This window comes from Staphylococcus sp. GDX8P114P-2 (genome assembly GCF_017892945.1).
In the GTDB taxonomy this organism is placed as follows: domain Bacteria; phylum Bacillota; class Bacilli; order Staphylococcales; family Staphylococcaceae; genus Staphylococcus; species Staphylococcus arlettae.
Genome location: NZ_JAESMB010000016.1, coordinates 142412 through 158863 on the forward strand (window position 1 = coordinate 142412; position 16452 = coordinate 158863).

At 33.7% G+C, this 16452-nt stretch carries 14 protein-coding genes; 13 read left to right on the top strand and 1 reads right to left on the bottom strand.

The window, feature by feature from the left end:
• Window positions 1–61 precede the first annotated feature (61 nt).
• From rimP to KA845_RS09315, 6 genes are all read left to right on the top strand, one after another.
• Entirely contained in the window at window positions 62–529 is a 468-nt protein-coding gene (gene rimP, locus KA845_RS09290; RefSeq protein WP_002510989.1) for a ribosome maturation factor RimP, read from the top strand.
• Window positions 530–548: 19 nt separating this feature from the next.
• Window positions 549–1727 carry a transcription termination factor NusA gene (gene nusA / locus KA845_RS09295; protein ID WP_103387945.1) on the top strand — a complete coding sequence of 393 codons (1179 nt, stop codon included), beginning with the start codon at window positions 549–551 and terminating at the stop codon, window positions 1725–1727.
• 16 nt (window positions 1728–1743) lie between these two features.
• Window positions 1744–2028 carry an RNase P modulator RnpM gene (rnpM, locus tag KA845_RS09300; RefSeq protein WP_210127997.1) on the top strand — a complete coding sequence of 95 codons (285 nt, stop codon included), beginning with the start codon at window positions 1744–1746 and terminating at the stop codon, window positions 2026–2028.
• Complete coding sequence (locus KA845_RS09305) at window positions 2025–2342, top strand: L7Ae/L30e/S12e/Gadd45 family ribosomal protein (protein WP_002510992.1); 318 nt, start codon at window positions 2025–2027, stop codon at window positions 2340–2342. The genes rnpM and KA845_RS09305 overlap by 4 nt, the downstream gene beginning before the upstream one ends.
• Before the next feature lie 4 nt (window positions 2343–2346).
• Window positions 2347–4437 (top strand): translation initiation factor IF-2, encoded by a 2091-nt coding sequence (infB, locus tag KA845_RS09310; RefSeq protein WP_002510993.1) that lies wholly within the window; start codon window positions 2347–2349, stop codon window positions 4435–4437.
• 140 nt (window positions 4438–4577) lie between these two features.
• On the top strand, window positions 4578–5555 hold the full coding sequence (locus tag KA845_RS09315) for a hypothetical protein (protein WP_103387944.1): 978 nt from the start codon (window positions 4578–4580) through the stop codon (window positions 5553–5555).
• Between the two features lie 45 nt (window positions 5556–5600).
• Here KA845_RS09315 and KA845_RS09320 read toward each other — a convergent pair whose 3' ends face one another.
• Window positions 5601–6470 carry a hypothetical protein gene (locus KA845_RS09320; protein WP_103387943.1) on the bottom strand — a complete coding sequence of 290 codons (870 nt, stop codon included), beginning with the start codon at window positions 6468–6470 and terminating at the stop codon, window positions 5601–5603.
• 414 nt (window positions 6471–6884) lie between these two features.
• On the opposite strand from KA845_RS09320, the gene rbfA reads away from it, so the two are divergent.
• The 7 genes from rbfA (at window position 6885) to KA845_RS09355 (ending at window position 16450) form a co-directional block, all read left to right on the top strand.
• Window positions 6885–7253: a 30S ribosome-binding factor RbfA gene (gene rbfA, locus KA845_RS09325; protein ID WP_172604821.1), complete on the top strand. Its 369-nt coding sequence runs from the start codon at window positions 6885–6887 to the stop codon at window positions 7251–7253.
• Window positions 7254–7347: 94 nt separating this feature from the next.
• A complete protein-coding gene (gene truB / locus KA845_RS09330; RefSeq protein WP_021458848.1) occupies window positions 7348–8265 on the top strand; it encodes a tRNA pseudouridine(55) synthase TruB in 918 nt (305 codons plus the stop codon).
• A 13-nt stretch (window positions 8266–8278) separates the two neighbouring features.
• Window positions 8279–9250: a bifunctional riboflavin kinase/FAD synthetase gene (locus KA845_RS09335; protein ID WP_002510998.1), complete on the top strand. Its 972-nt coding sequence runs from the start codon at window positions 8279–8281 to the stop codon at window positions 9248–9250.
• Between the two features lie 106 nt (window positions 9251–9356).
• A complete protein-coding gene (gene rpsO, locus KA845_RS09340; protein ID WP_002510999.1) occupies window positions 9357–9626 on the top strand; it encodes a 30S ribosomal protein S15 in 270 nt (89 codons plus the stop codon).
• A gap of 184 nt (window positions 9627–9810) precedes the next feature.
• Entirely contained in the window at window positions 9811–11910 is a 2100-nt protein-coding gene (pnp, locus tag KA845_RS09345) for a polyribonucleotide nucleotidyltransferase (RefSeq protein WP_210127999.1), read from the top strand.
• A gap of 225 nt (window positions 11911–12135) precedes the next feature.
• Window positions 12136–13809 carry a ribonuclease J2 gene (gene rnjB, locus KA845_RS09350; protein WP_002511001.1) on the top strand — a complete coding sequence of 558 codons (1674 nt, stop codon included), beginning with the start codon at window positions 12136–12138 and terminating at the stop codon, window positions 13807–13809.
• A 229-nt stretch (window positions 13810–14038) separates the two neighbouring features.
• A complete protein-coding gene (locus KA845_RS09355) occupies window positions 14039–16450 on the top strand; it encodes a DNA translocase FtsK (RefSeq protein WP_210128000.1) in 2412 nt (803 codons plus the stop codon).
• Window positions 16451–16452: the final 2 nt, after the last annotated feature.

A 16452-nucleotide genomic window follows, 5' to 3' on the forward strand; every position in this document is an offset into this window, starting at 1 on the left:
TCAGGCAGGAAGAGTGGGCTTATTACCCGCTCTTTTCTATTTGCCAAAAAAGGAGGTCAGCATGAGTAAAATAATTCAACAAGTTGAAGCATTGATTCAACCTGTATTAACTGACTTAAATTATGAATTAGTGGACGTTGAGTTTACAAAAGAAGGTAAAGATCATTTTTTAAGAGTGTCAATCGATAAAGAAGGCGGCGTAGACTTAAATGATTGTACGTTAGCATCTGAAAAAATAAGTGAAGTTATGGATGAAAATGATCCAATTGAACAAATGTATTATTTAGATGTTGCTTCACCAGGAGCCGAAAGACCAATTAAAAATGAACAAGATTTCCAAAACGCTGTGAATAAACCTATTTTTGTCTCATTGTATGCACCAATCGAAAGTGAAAAAGAATGGTTAGGTACATTACAAGCTGTCAACGAGGAACATATAGTTATGGAAGTTAAAGATAAAGCAAAAACTAAAAATATTGAAATTCCAAGAAACAAAATTGCTAAAGCACGTCATTCTGTAATGCTTTAAGTGATTAGGAGGGGACAAAGTGTCAAGTAACGAGTTATTGTTAGCTACTGAATATTTAGAAAAAGAGAAAAAGATTCCAAGAGAAGTGCTGATTGATGCAATTGAAGCAGCTTTAATTACTGCTTATAAAAAGAACTATGATAGTGCGCGAAATGTTCGTGTTGAATTAAATATGGACGAAGGCGTATTTAAAGTTATAGCGCGCAAAGAAGTTGTTGAGGAAGTATTCGATGATCGTGACGAAATCGATTTAAGCACAGCACTTGTTAAAAACCCAGCGTATGAATTAGGTGATATATATGAAGAAGATGTGACACCTAATGACTTTGGACGTGTGGGCGCACAAGCTGCAAAACAAGCAGTTATGCAACGTTTAAGAGATGCAGAGCGCGAAATTTTATATGATGAATTTATCGATAAAGAAGAAGACATTGTTACTGGTCTAATCGATAGAGTAGATCATCGTTATGTGTATGTTAATTTAGGACGCACTGAAGCAGTACTTTCAGAAGCTGAAAGAAGTCCTAATGAAAAATACATTCCTAATGAGAGAATTAAAGTCTTCGTTAACAAAGTAGAACAAACAACAAAAGGACCTCAAATATATGTGTCTAGAAGTCATCCAGGCTTACTAAAACGTTTATTTGAACAAGAAGTACCAGAAATATTTGATGGCACAGTAGTTGTTAAATCAGTCGCACGTGAAGCGGGTGACCGTTCAAAAATTAGTGTGCACTCAGATAATCCAGACATTGATGCTGTAGGTGCTTGTGTAGGTTCTAAAGGTGCACGTGTAGAAGCAGTAGTTGAAGAGCTTGGTGGCGAAAAAATTGATATAGTGCAGTGGAATGAAGATCCAAAAGTTTTCGTTCAAAATGCGTTAAGTCCATCACAAGTGCTTGAAGTTATTGTAGATACTGAAAACCAATCAACAATAGTTGTAGTACCAGATTATCAACTATCATTAGCAATTGGTAAGCGTGGACAAAATGCACGTTTAGCAGCTAAATTAACTGGTTGGAAAATTGATATCAAATCTGAAAGTGACGCACGTGAAGCAGGTGTATATCCTCATGTTGCAACAGATGAAGATGAGGCAATTGCTGAAGAGGATACATTGTCATTATCTGAAGAAGCAGATGTAGCAATTGAACAAGATATAGACGCAACACCAGACGACGAAGAACAAGAAAAATAATTGGGGTGATTACTTTATGAAAAAGAAAAAAATTCCAATGCGTAAATGTATACTATCCAATGAAATGCACCCGAAAACTGACATGATTAGAGTGGTAATTAATAAAGATAATGAAATCTTCGCTGATGCTACAGGTAAAAAACCGGGACGCGGTGCATATGTTTCTAAAAATGTCCAACAAGTTGAAGAAGCACAGCAAAAAGGTGTATTAGAAAAATACTTTAAAGCTGATGCTGACACTTTAGCAACAGTATACCAAGAAATTATTCGATTGATTTATCGTGAAGAGATTCCAAAATGAATAAAGAAAATATCGTGAATTTTTTAGGATTAGCTATGCGTGCAGGCAAAGTAAAAACAGGTGAAGCTGTAGTTCTTAATGAAATAAAAAAGAACAAAGTTAAGCTTGTTATTATTGCTTCAGATGCTTCTGACAATACTACAAAAGTAGTGCAAAATAAATGTGAAAGTTACCATATATCATTTCGAATATTTGGAACTAGAACGGAATTAGGACAAGCTATAGGAAAATCTGACCGTGTGCACATCGGTATTACTGATCAGGGTTTTGCTAAAAAGCTATTGTCTATGATAGAAGAATATCGTAAGGAGTGACTATATGAGTAAACAAAGAATTTACGAATATGCTAAAGAATTAAATTTAAAAAGTAAAGATGTAATTGATGAATTAAAAAAAATGAATGTGGAAGTATCAAACCACATGCAAGCATTAGAAGACGATCAAATTGCCCAATTAAACAAGAAGTTTAAACCGAGCACTCAATCGAATAATAAAGCTAATGCGTCAAAAGCTGACAAACCAGCTCAAAATAATCAAAAACAACAGCAAAAAAATAACCAAAAACCTAATAAAAACAAAAAGCAACAGAACAAAAAGAATAATGGTAAACAAAATAAAAAACAACAACGTGACAGTCAACCAGAAGTAAAAGAAATTCCAGCTAAAATAACTTATCAAGATGGTATTACTGTTGGTGAATTAGCAGAAAAAATAAATGTAGATTCTTCTGAAATAGTTAAAAAATTATTCTTACTTGGCATTATGGCCAACATTAATCAATCATTAGATGAAGAAACACTTGAATTAATTGTTGATGATTATGGTGTTGAAATTGAAAAAGAGATAGTTATTAATGAAGAAGATTTATCAATTTATTTTGATGATGAAGAAGACGATGAAGATGCAATTGAAAGACCGGCTGTTGTTACAATTATGGGTCATGTTGACCATGGTAAAACGACTTTATTAGATTCAATTCGTCACACGAAAGTAACTGCTGGTGAAGCTGGTGGCATAACTCAGCATATTGGTGCTTATCAAATCGAAAATGATGGCAAGAAAATCACATTTTTAGATACACCAGGTCACGCAGCCTTTACGACGATGCGTGCACGTGGTGCTCAAGTTACGGATATTACTATTTTAGTAGTTGCTGCTGATGATGGTGTAATGCCACAAACAATTGAAGCTATTAATCACGCCAAAGAAGCAAATGTTCCAACAATTGTCGCAGTAAATAAAGTTGATAAGCCGACTGCTAATCCGGATCGTGTGATGCAGGAATTAACAGAATATGGTTTAGTACCTGAAGACTGGGGCGGCGATACGATTTTCGTACCACTTTCAGCATTAAGTGGTGATGGTATCGATAGTTTATTAGAAATGATAGTTTTAGTGTCAGAAGTACAAGAATTAAAAGCTAATCCTGATAAACGCGCAGTAGGAACTGTTATTGAAGCTGAGTTAGATAAATCACGTGGACCTTCTGCTTCTCTACTAGTACAAAATGGTACATTAAATGTTGGAGATTCAATTGTTGTTGGAAATACGTATGGTAGAATTCGTGCAATGGTCAATGATTTAGGTCAACGAATTAAATCAGCTGGACCATCAACACCAGTAGAAATTACAGGTATTAATGATGTGCCACAAGCAGGAGATCGTTTTGTTATTTTCTCAGATGAAAAACAAGCACGTCGTATTGGTGAAGCACGTCATGAAGAAAATATTTTACAACAACGTCAAGAAAGTAAAAATGTATCACTAGATAATTTATTCGAACAAATGAAACAAGGTGAGATGAAAGACCTGAATGTTATCATCAAAGGTGATGTTCAAGGTTCCGTAGAAGCACTTGCAGCATCATTGATGAAAATCGATGTTGAAGGCGTAAATGTACGTATTATTCACACTGCAGTAGGTGCGATTAATGAATCAGACGTAACATTAGCAAATGCTTCAAACGGTATCATTATCGGTTTTAATGTTCGTCCAGATACAGGTGCGAAACGTTCAGCAGAAGCTGAAAACGTAGATATGCGTTTACACCGAGTTATATACACAGTTATCGAAGAAATAGAATCTGCCATGAAAGGTATGCTTGATCCAGAATTCGAAGAACAAGTAATCGGACAAGCAGAAGTTCGTCAAACATTCAAAGTATCAAAAGTAGGTACAATTGCTGGTAGTTATGTTACCGATGGCAAAATCACTCGAAATGCAGGCGTTCGTGTCATCAGAGACGGTGTCGTACAATTTGAAGGTGAATTAGACACACTTAAACGTTATAAAGATGATGTTAAAGAAGTGGCACAAGGATACGAATGTGGTATCACAATTGAAAAATATAATGACCTTAAAGAAGGCGACATTATAGAAGCCTATGAGATGGTAGAAATAAAAAGATAACTTAGATAATGAAAAAATACACTTCTGGTTGTTTAAGAAGTGTATTTTTTCGTTAAAAAGGAATAGTTAATGATCGATTGACAATAAGTGTCTAGGCAATCGTTTAAACTTGTAAGTGAAAATGTGATGGAGGAATTTATATGACAACTAAGCAGTTAAATAATTTAAATCACTTTTGGAAACAATATCTTGCAAATTATAACAATGAGTACAGTGAGAAGACTTTGAATTTAATTGCTGACAATAATGACATTACTGCATTTTTACATCCTGAAGACCTAGAGTATTTTAAATCGCAATTTGGCAATGATTTTACAACTATTCCTAGATTTGAAAAAATGATAAATTTTGCAAATAATAAAATTTTCGTTGATAAGCAGCGACACAATATATTACTAAAAGACAAGCCGATTAATCCAATGATTCCTCAACCTTATTTTGGTAATCCAAAGAAAGCTGACATTATTATTTTAAATAAACAACCTGAAAATGACTTTCGCACAGACAATCCGTTAGTTGACGGTGAACGTAAAATCCGCTTGAGAAATCGTATTTTGCAAGATTTGCGCGGAAATGAGCTGGGATTTGATGAGAAAAAATTTCTACCATATGAAGATCAACACATATGGTTTATGAAATACTTTTACAGTGAATCCTCTATTTTAAAACAATTTAATATAGATCCAAACAGACTTATGTTATTTAACTATTTTCCGTATCAAACCAGTTACCAAGCCGGTGTGCCTAAAGAATTCTTAACACTAAGTGGACATACCTTACCTTCACAACGTAAAATTGGTGAATTATTTGCGAATATGGTAAGAGATGGTCGTAAGAGAATATTTATTGTACGTGAAGAAGAATTTTGGACTTCTAACTTTATAAAAGTATTTACACCTGAAGAATGTCAAATGTTAATAGATAATATGTTTGTTTTTGCTTCAAAACAAAACAAGTATTTAACATTAGGTAATATTTTAAGTTATAGAGAGCAGTTGGAAAAATTAAAACAAAAAAGGACATTGTCAAAAAGTGATTTTTATAAGTGGAAACAACATTTAAAAGAAGATCGCTTAATGGGTAAATCAGATATTTATCAAGCATTAAATAATTTTTAGACTAAAGGGGCGTCTGTACTGACGTCCCTTTATTTAACGTCTGATTTATGATGAATAGTGTGCTAAAGCAGCTGTTAAATGGTTGATATACGCCTCTTTATAATTTTGAGGGCTAATAATTTTAATCTTTTGAGGAAACCGTTTAGCTACAGATAGACATTCTATTTGCGACATAATAACTTCAGCAGTTTTAAAATTTTCGGTGGAATCGTAGTCAAGGATAACATATTCATTTTGTAAACAATGCCATAAGCTATTGTCACATTGAATTGTCACTATATTAGTAAGTTGCATAATGGAAATATCGTAAGATGTAGTAGTTGAAGTTAATTTGACAATATCACTAAAACGTATAGAACTTATTGTGGAGTTATAAATGTATGTCAGCCAATAATTGTCGTCGATATAATGTATGTATAACGGACTGACATAAATTGTAGTATTTTGGGATGTATGAATGTTTATATTAAATTTATTATTGATACATTGGGTTGCTTCAATTAATGTTTCTGAAAATATCTTGTTCTTACTCACCTGAAAATTATTAAGTAAATTATGTATATACCATTTATGATGCTGATTGGATAAAGAATATTGTTTTAAAAATCGATAACTTTCTTCTTGTATAAAGGGTAATGTTTCTTTCATTTGGTATAATAAGGCAATTATCATTTGCTTTCTAATTTTGATAGGTATCGTTTGTAAACTATGCATTGCTGTTGTGGTGTCATATGCTACTTTAGCTTTTTGATCAACCCAAGTGTCATCTTCGAAAATAAAATTATTTATATCACTAAAATCTCTTTGGATTGAACGTTCATTTACGTTTAATTTATGTGCTAACTCACTTTTGTTCAACTTCATTCCATGTAATAAACGAGTATATATGTATAAAACTCTTTCTGTTTTCTCCAACCAATTACTCCTCCCAATAATATTTTGAGCTTTTAAATTATACCACACTTAATTTATTTGGAATATAGTTTTTGTATTTAAAGTTATTTTACATTTTTATAAATAACATAACTTTATTGATATGAAATTGTGGTAAGTTAAAATTGTGATATAACAGTTAAGCAATAAAATTAAACAGTTAGGAAGTTAAATCGTTTTGAAAATCTTAATTTTATGTAACTTTATTACATGATTTAACAGTTAGGAATAAAAATAGTGCTTAACTGTATATATATATAGTACGATATAAATTTTTAGGTGATAGATTTTTACTATGCAAAAGTAAGATTTTATTAAACGAGTTAAATAATGGAGAAATAAGGTTTGACGTTAAAGATTGAACTATCTTATAATTTGAAGTAAGTAGACTATCTCATGAGTATATGCGAGGTGATATTAATGAATATGAGAGCAGAACGTGTCGGAGAACAAATGAAACAAGAAATCATGGACATCGTTAACAATAAAGTGAAAGATCCACGTATCGGATTCTTAACAATTACAGATGTGGAAGTAACGAATGACTTATCCATAGCAAAAGTGTACTTAACTGTATTAGGAAACGATAAACAAGTAGATGATACTTTTAAAGGTCTTGAAAAAGCAAAAGGCTTTATAAAATCTGAGTTAGGTTCAAGAATGAGATTACGTATAATACCTGAATTAAACTTTGAATATGATGAATCTATAGATTACGGTAATAAAATTGAACGTATGATACAAGATTTGCATAAAAAAGATTAATGGTGGGCTGGGACATAAATCAGTAGTGATTTGGAGTTCCAGCTTTTTCAATATTTAAAGCTAGTTGAAATAGAAAGTAAAGGACGTAGTGTATATGTATAATGGTGTATTGCCAGTATTTAAAGCTCGTGGCTTAACTAGTCATGATGTGGTTTTTAAATTGCGGAAAATTTTAGGCACGAAAAAAATTGGACACACTGGAACGCTTGACCCAGAAGTTTCAGGTGTCTTACCAATTTGCATTGGACCTGCAACTAAAGTCAGTGATTATATTATGGATATGGGCAAGACTTATCGTGCTACTGTATCAATTGGACGAAGTACTACGACTGAAGATCAAACAGGGGATATTTTAACTGAACAGCAAGTGGATACAACAATGATTACTACAGCAAAAATTGACGCAGTTCTCAAAGCCTTTGAAGGCACAATTACGCAAATTCCGCCGATGTATTCTTCAGTTAAAGTGAACGGCAAAAAACTATACGAATATGCACGTAACAATGAAGAAGTTGAGCGACCACAAAGACAAGTGGAGATATATGATATAATGAGATTGAGTGATTTAACATTTGACCAAGCACAATGTCATTTTGATATTCGAGTGTCATGTGGCAAAGGTACTTACATACGAACTTTAGCCACAGACATAGGTAAAGCATTAGATTTACCAGCGCATATGTCATTGTTAACGAGAATCAATAGTGGTGGTTTTGATATTGACGAGAGTATGACTTTGGAAACAATAGCGGAATTGCATGAGCAAGAAGCGTTACAAGATAAACTCTTTCCTATAGAATATGGTTTAAAAGGGTTGCAGGCCATTAATGTATCGTCTGAGAAACTAAAATCACAAATTCTAAATGGTCAAAAATTTGCGAAACAAACTTTTGAAGAAGTAATTGATGATACTGTTGTGATGATAGATAGTGCTACAAAAAAAGCACTTGCAATCTATGTACCGCACCCTACCAAATCAGATGAAATAAAACCTAAGAAAGTTTTTAACTAAAGGAGATATACACATGAAAGTGATAGAAGTGACTCATCCAATTCAAGCAGACCAATATATCACAGAGCCAGTAGCAATGGCATTTGGCTTTTTTGATGGTATGCATAAAGGACATGCTAAAGTATTCGAAACGTTGCAACAAAAAGCAGAAGCAAACAATTTGAAAAAAGCTGTCATGACTTTTGATCCCCATCCTTCAGTTGTGTTAAATCCTGAAAAGAAACGTACTGATTATTTAACACCAATAGATGATAAGATTGAAATAATGGATGAATACGGCATTGATTATTGTATTGTTATCAATTTTTCATCAAAATTTGCTGATGTGCTAGCTGAAACATTTGTTGAGGAATACGTTTTAAAAAACAATGTAAAACAAATTATTGCAGGCTTCGATTTTACTTTTGGTAAATTTGGTAAGGGCAACATGATGACTTTAGACCAATTAGAGCAATGTGAAACAACTATTGTCAGTAAACAAGAAATAGAATCAGAAAAAATTTCGACAACAGAAATTCGCAAAGCTTTAAAAGAAGGAAACTTACAAAAGGCAAATAATGAATTGGGCTATCACTATCGCATTAAAGGAACAGTTGTACAAGGCGAAAAAAGAGGTAGAACTATAGGCTTCCCAACAGCCAATATTCAGCCTAGTGGTGATTATGTGTTACCTAAAAAAGGGGTTTACGCTGTTAGTATGAATATTGGGGCTAGTGATAAATATTATCGTGGAGTTGCAAATGTTGGTGTGAAACCAACATTTCATGACCCATCAAAAGCACAAATAGTTATAGAAGTGAATTTGTTTGATTTTAAAGAGGATATCTATGGTGAACGAGTGACTGTTTACTGGCATCATTTTTTGCGTCCAGAAGTGAAATTTGATGGTATCGATCCACTAGTAGAACAAATGCACAAAGATAAAGATCAAGCAAAATATTTATTAGCTGTTGATTTTGGTGATGATATATCATATAATATTTAAGTCGAATGTAATTATTTACATTGCAATCCTTTCTCTTGGCAAGTCGAAACTCCGACGCTTTGCTCGGATTGAGGTGTATAGTTTAAATTAAAAGGAGGAAATTGATATGGCAATTTCACAAGAACGTAAAAATGAATTAATTAAAGAATATCGTACACACGAAGCGGACACTGGTTCTCCAGAAGTTCAAATCGCTGTATTAACTGCTGAAATTAACGCTTTAAATACACACTTACGTACGCATAACAAAGACCACCATTCACGTCGTGGTTTATTGAAAATGGTAGGTCGTCGTAGACACTTATTAAACTATTTACGTGGTAAAGATATCCAACGTTACCGTGAATTAATTAAATCATTAGGTATCCGTCGTTAATCTTTTGACGTATGCAAAAGGGAAAGAACCAAAAGGTCCTTTCCCTTTTTTATAATCTTTTGTAGTTTATTATCCATGTAAGTATAAATTTACATAATGAAATATAAAAAAACATTAGACTAATATAAAAATAATTAAATAAATGATATGATAGAAGTAATAGATATAGGAGAGGAGATTCATAATGTCTCAAGAGAAAAAAGTTTTTAAAACTGAATGGGCGAATCGATCATTAACAATAGAGACAGGACAACTAGCGAAACAAGCTAATGGCGCTGCACTTGTCCGTTATGGTGATACAGTTGTACTATCAACTGCTGTTGCTTCCAAAGAACCGCGCGATGGAGATTTTTTCCCATTAATGGTAAATTATGAAGAAAAAATGTATGCAGCAGGTAAAATTCCTGGTGGCTTTAAAAAACGTGAAGGTCGCCCGAGTGATGAAGCTACATTAACAGCAAGATTAATAGATAGACCTATCCGTCCACTATTTCCTAAAGGTTATAAATATGATGTTCAAATTATGAACACTGTACTTAGTGCTGATCCAGATTGTTCTCCAGAAATGGCGGCAATGATTGGTTCATCAGTAGCGTTAAGTGTTTCTGACATCCCATTCCAAGGACCTATTGCAGGTGTTAACGTAGGCTTTATAGATGGAGAATACATTATTAATCCAACAGTTGAACAAAAAGCAGTTTCACGTTTAGATTTAGAAGTTGCTGGTCATAAAGATGCAGTGAACATGGTTGAAGCTGGTGCAAGTGAAATCACTGAAGAAGAAATGCTAGAAGCTATCTTCTTTGGACATGAAGAAATTCAACGTCTAGTTGCTTTCCAACAAGAAATTGTTGACTACATTCAGCCAGTGAAAAAAGAATTTATTCCAGCAGAACAAGATGATTCACTCATAGCCAAAGTAACTCAATTAACTGAAGAACAAGGTCTAAAACAAGCAGTGTTAAGATTTGATAAACAACAACGTGATGATAAATTAGACGAGCTAAAAGCGGCAGTGATCGACCAATTTATAGATGAAGAAGACCCAGAAAATGAGACATTAATTAAAGAAGTACAAGGCATTTTAAATGATTTAGTAAAAGCTGAAGTAAGACGATTAATTGCTGAAGAAAAAATCAGACCGGATGGCCGTAAAACAGACGAAATTCGTCCATTAGATTCTGAAGTAGGCTTGTTACCTAGAGCACACGGTTCAGGGCTATTCACACGCGGACAAACGCAAGCACTTTCTGTACTAACATTAGGTTCATTAAGTGAATATCAAATTATTGACGGATTAGGTGAGGAAGCAGAGAAACGCTTTATGCATCATTATAATTTCCCTAACTATTCAGTCGGAGAAACTGGACCAGTACGTTCACCGGGAAGAAGAGAAATCGGACACGGTGCATTAGGCGAAAGAGCATTGAGTCATATTATTCCAGACCCTAAAGATTTCCCTTATACGGTAAGAATTGTAAGTGAAGTACTAGAATCGAACGGTTCTTCTTCACAAGCATCAATTTGTGGCTCTACACTTGCTTTAATGGATGCAGGTGTGCCAATTAAAGCACCGGTTGCTGGTATAGCTATGGGATTAGTAACTCGTGACGATAGTTATACAATTTTAACTGATATTCAAGGTATGGAAGATGCTTTAGGCGATATGGACTTTAAAGTAGCAGGTACATCTGAAGGTATCACTGCAATACAAATGGATATTAAAATTGATGGTTTAACAAAAGAAATCATTAAAGAAGCATTAGAACAAGCACGCGAAGGTCGTTTAGCAATCTTAGATCACATGTTACAAACAATCGATACACCAAGAAGTGAGTTAAGCGCATATGCTCCGAAAGTTGTCACTATGACAATTAAATCAGCAAAAATTAGAGATGTGATTGGGCCTGGTGGTAAAAAAATCAATGAAATTATTGATGAAACAGGTGTTAAATTAGATATTGAACAAGATGGTACAATTTTCATAGGTGCAGTCGATCAAAATGCTATTGATAAAGCAAAATCAATTATTGAAGATATTACACGCGAAGCTGAGGTTGGACAAATTTATGATGCAAAAGTTAAACGTATAGAAAAATATGGTGCTTTTGTAGAATTGTTTGCCGGAAAAGACGCTTTAGTTCACATTTCACAAATTGCACAAGAACGCATTAATAAAGTCGAAGATGTATTAGCATTAGGTGACATTTTGAAAGTTAAAGTTACTGAAATAGATAAACAAGGTAGAGTAAATGCTTCTCATAAAGTATTAGAAACTAAATAATCTATATAAACAAGAAACTAGTATACGTTGTGTTGATTATACACATTTTGAAAGTTGTCAAAAAACATAACGTTAATACTAGTTTCTTTTTTTATGTCACAAAAAGTAGAAGTAAGGATACTTTTAACATGGAAATTACTTTAATAGTGTACACAGAGCCTAATATAACTTATAATATAAAATGAGATTATATATGGTCGGGGATTAAAATTAGGAGGTACCATTTTGAGTTTAATTAAGAAAAATAATAACAATATTCGCATAATCCCCCTTGGTGGAGTTGGAGAAATTGCGAAAAATATGTATATCGTTGAAGTAGACGATGAAATGTTTATGTTAGATGCTGGATTAATGTTTCCAGAAGACGAAATGTTAGGTGTAGATATTGTTATTCCTGATATTCAGTATGTCATTGAAAACAAAGAAAAGTTAAAAGGTATATTTTTAACACATGGTCACGAACATGCCATTGGTGCAGTAACATATGTACTTGAGCAAGTTGATGCACCCGTTTATGGTTCGAAGTTGACTATTGCATTAATAAAAGAAAATATGAAGGCACGTAATATTAATAAAAAAGTAAGATACTATACTGTTAATAATGATTCGATTATGCGTTTCAAAGGGGTAAATATCACTTTCTTTAACACTGCGCATAGTATTCCAGATAGTTTAGGTATATGTATTCATACATCTTATGGTGCAATCGTGTATACAGGAGAGTTTAAATTTGATCAAAGTTTACAAGGTCATTATGCACCAGACTTAAAACGTATGACTGAAATTGGAGACGAAGGTGTCTTTGCCTTAATCAGTGATTCGACGGAAGCTGAAAAACCTGGATACAATACTCCAGAAAATGTTATTGAGTCTCATATGTATGACGCGTTTACAAAAGTAAAAGGTCGTTTGATTGTCTCTTGTTATGCTTCTAACTTCATTAGAATTCAACAAGTGCTTACAGTTGCAAGCAAACTAAACAGAAAAGTGTCATTCTTAGGTCGTTCATTAGAAAGTTCATTTAACACAGCAAGAAAAATGGGCTATTTTGATATTCCCAAAGATTTGTTAATCCCGATCAATGAAGTGGAAAACTATCCTAAGAATGAAGTTATTATTATTGCAACTGGTATGCAAGGTGAACCAGTTGAAGCGTTAAGCCAAATGGCTCAAAAGAAACATAAAATTATGAACATTGAACCTGGAGATTCTGTCTTTTTAGCAATTACAGCATCTGCAAATATGGAAGTAATCATCGGCAACACTTTAAATGAGCTAGTGCGAGCTGGTGCTGAAATTTTACCGAATAATAAAAAGATTCATGCATCAAGCCATGGCTGTATGGAAGAATTAAAGATGATGATAAATATCATGAAACCGGAATATTTCATTCCTGTAAACGGTGAGTTCAAAATGCAAATTGCACATGCTAAATTAGCTAATGAAGCCGGCGTGCAACCTGAAAAAATCTTTTTAGTGGAAAAAGGTGATGTCGTTAATTATGATGGCGAAGCTATGATTCTTAACGAAAAAGTGAATTCAGGAAATGTACTTATTGATGGTATTGGTGTAGGAGATGTTGGTAACATCGTCTTACGAGATAGACATTTATTAGCCGAAGATGGAATATTTATCGCTGTTGTTACGCTAGATCCTAAAAACAGACGTATTGCTGCGGGTCCTGAAATTCAATCACGTGGATTCGTCTACGTGCGAGAAAGTGAAGCACTCCTTAAAGAAGCTGAAGAAAAAGTACGTGAAATAGTAGAGCAAGGACTATTAGAAAAACGTATTGAATGGTCAGAAATCAAGCAAAATATGCGTGATCAAATTAGCAAGCTATTGTTTGAAAGTACGAAAAGACGCCCGATGATTATTCCAGTTATTTCGGAAATTTAATATAAACCTATGAGTAAAAGAGGTTGAGGCTAATGCTTTATAAGCATGTAAAAATAGTGGTTGGGATTGCATAAAAATGTCAATCTACAAAGCTGTTTATACCTGTAGGAGGTAGTCTCTGCCTCTTCTTATTATTCATAACGCTAATTGTGAGATAGAGCATGGTAGATGTTTTTAGCATTGTGCTATGTTTAGATTAGTTTCAACTTTTTAAAAGAGGTGTAAAGTTTTGGCACAAACCAAAAAACGAGCGACGACAAGAAAAAAGGGAGCGACGACGCGTAAAAAGTCTACAAAACAACAAAAGAAACAAAAAGATAATGCGTTAAAATATGTCTTTGCGATAATCATCACTATTTTAACAATATTAGGAGCCTTTCAGTTAGGCATTGTTGGACGAATGATTGATAGCTTTTTCAATTATCTTGTAGGTACGAGTAGATACTTAACGTATATATTAATATTAATAGCTACAGTTTATATTACTTTGTATCGCGGTCTTCCTAAAACACGTAGAACAACTGGAGCAGTGATGCTACAGTTTACTTTGATTCTATTAATGCAAGTGATATATCACTTTACTCATAATAGCCAATCGAAAAGAGAACCAGTCTTATCTTTTGTCTATAAATCTTATGAAAACTCACATTTTCCAAATTTTGGTGGTGGCTTGATTGGCTTTTATTTATTGGAATTATTTATACCATTAATTTCTATTGTAGGTGTAATTATCGTTACACTGTTACTTATAATTTCAAGCGGTATCCTTTTATTAAAGCAAAAGCATCGTGATGTTTCGAAATTATTTTTAGAATCTTTGAAAGTTAAAAGTGAATCAGCATCCGACAATCTAAAAGCAAAAAGACAGCAACAAAAAGTTAAAAAAGAAGCAAAAGCGCGTGTGAAAGCTGAAAAACAAGCACAGCAAGCTGCGAAAAATGAAGAGTTGAAAGATGTATCAAACTTACCTGAAGTTAATGAAGCATCTCAAAAAGCTCAACCGGCAATTCCGATTTATGGACATAGTGATAATGAAGATGAGCACACAGCAACAGCTAAACAACCTAAAGGGCATGGCGATACTCTAACAAATGATGTGTCAGCTACAGAGGAACGTCAGAAGCACAAACAACAAAAACAACTTGCGCCTACTGAAGAAAAAGTAGAGGACAATACCGATAGTGAGTTGTCTGGTTCGATTTCAGAAGCAGGTGAAGTAGAAAACGAAGCTTATAAAGTGCCGCCACTTTCGTTGCTAAATCAACCGGCAAAACAAAAAACGACATCTAAAGCTGAAGTGCAGAAAAAAGGGCAATTGTTAGAAACTACATTAAAAAACTTTGGTGTAGATGCTCGTGTCACACAAATCAAAATTGGACCAGCCGTAACTCAATATGAAATACAACCAGCGCAAGGTGTGAAAGTAAGTAAAATTGTAAACTTGCATAACGATATTGCGCTAGCATTAGCAGCCAAAGATATTCGTATTGAAGCGCCGATTCCAGGTCGTTCGGCAGTCGGCATCGAAGTACCTAATGATAAAATTTCGTTAGTATCCTTAAAAGAAGTATTAGATGAAAAATTTCCAGCTAGCAATAAATTGGAAGTAGGATTGGGCAGAGATATTTCAGGCGACCCTATTACCGTAGAATTAAATAAAATGCCGCATTTATTAGTTGCTGGTTCAACTGGTAGTGGGAAATCAGTATGTATTAATGGTATCATTACCAGTATATTGTTGAATGCTAAACCACACGAAGTAAAACTTATGTTAATAGATCCAAAAATGGTAGAATTAAATGTATATAATGGAATTCCGCATTTATTAATACCAGTTGTAACGAATCCACATAAAGCGTCACAAGCGTTAGAAAAAGTAGTTGCAGAAATGGAAAGACGTTATGATTTATTCCAGCATTCTTCTACACGAAATATAGAAGGCTATAATGAATATATTAAACGTCAAAACCAAGAACTAGATGAAAAACAAGCTGAGTTACCTTACATTGTAGTTATTGTAGATGAGTTAGCTGATTTAATGATGGTTGCAGGAAAAGATGTTGAAAATGCAATACAACGTATTACTCAAATGGCACGTGCTGCTGGTATACATTTAATTATTGCGACACAAAGACCTTCAGTTGATGTCATTACAGGGATTATTAAAAATAATATTCCTTCAAGAATTGCATTTGCTGTTAGTTCACAAACTGACTCTAGAACAATAATAGATAGTGGCGGTGCTGATAAATTATTAGGTAAAGGTGATATGTTATATGTAGCAAATGGTGGTTCGGTAAGGACAAGGGTACAAGGTGCATTTTTAAGCGACCAAGAAGTGCAAGAAGTTGTTAATTATGTTGTGGAGCAACAAAAAGCAAATTATGTTAAGGAAATGGAGCCCGATGCACCCGTAGAAAAATCAGAAATGAAAAGTGAAGACCCACTTTATGATGAGGCATATCTATTTGTTATAGAACAACAAAAAGCAAGCACATCACTACTCCAACGACAATTTAGAATTGGTTATAACAGGGCATCAAGAATGATGGATGATTTAGAGAACAACCAAGTTATTGGACCACAAAAAGGCAGTAAGCCAAGACAAATACTTGTTGATTTAGATAACGATGAGGTGTAAAT

Excerpts from the sequence above, each read along its gene's own strand:
- KA845_RS09315 (WP_103387944.1), top strand. The coding sequence starts at position 4,578 with ATGACAACTAAGCAGTTAAATAATTTAAATCACTTTTGGAAACAATAT.
- truB (WP_021458848.1), top strand. The coding sequence starts at position 7,348 with ATGTATAATGGTGTATTGCCAGTATTTAAAGCTCGTGGCTTAACTAGT.
- KA845_RS09305 (WP_002510992.1), top strand. The coding sequence starts at position 2,025 with ATGAATAAAGAAAATATCGTGAATTTTTTAGGATTAGCTATGCGTGCA.
- rnpM (WP_210127997.1), top strand. The coding sequence starts at position 1,744 with ATGAAAAAGAAAAAAATTCCAATGCGTAAATGTATACTATCCAATGAA.
- infB (WP_002510993.1), top strand. The coding sequence starts at position 2,347 with ATGAGTAAACAAAGAATTTACGAATATGCTAAAGAATTAAATTTAAAA.
- rpsO (WP_002510999.1), top strand. The coding sequence starts at position 9,357 with ATGGCAATTTCACAAGAACGTAAAAATGAATTAATTAAAGAATATCGT.
- rbfA (WP_172604821.1), top strand. The coding sequence starts at position 6,885 with ATGAGTATATGCGAGGTGATATTAATGAATATGAGAGCAGAACGTGTC.
- rimP (WP_002510989.1), top strand. The coding sequence starts at position 62 with ATGAGTAAAATAATTCAACAAGTTGAAGCATTGATTCAACCTGTATTA.
- pnp (WP_210127999.1), top strand. The coding sequence starts at position 9,811 with ATGTCTCAAGAGAAAAAAGTTTTTAAAACTGAATGGGCGAATCGATCA.
- KA845_RS09335 (WP_002510998.1), top strand. The coding sequence starts at position 8,279 with ATGAAAGTGATAGAAGTGACTCATCCAATTCAAGCAGACCAATATATC.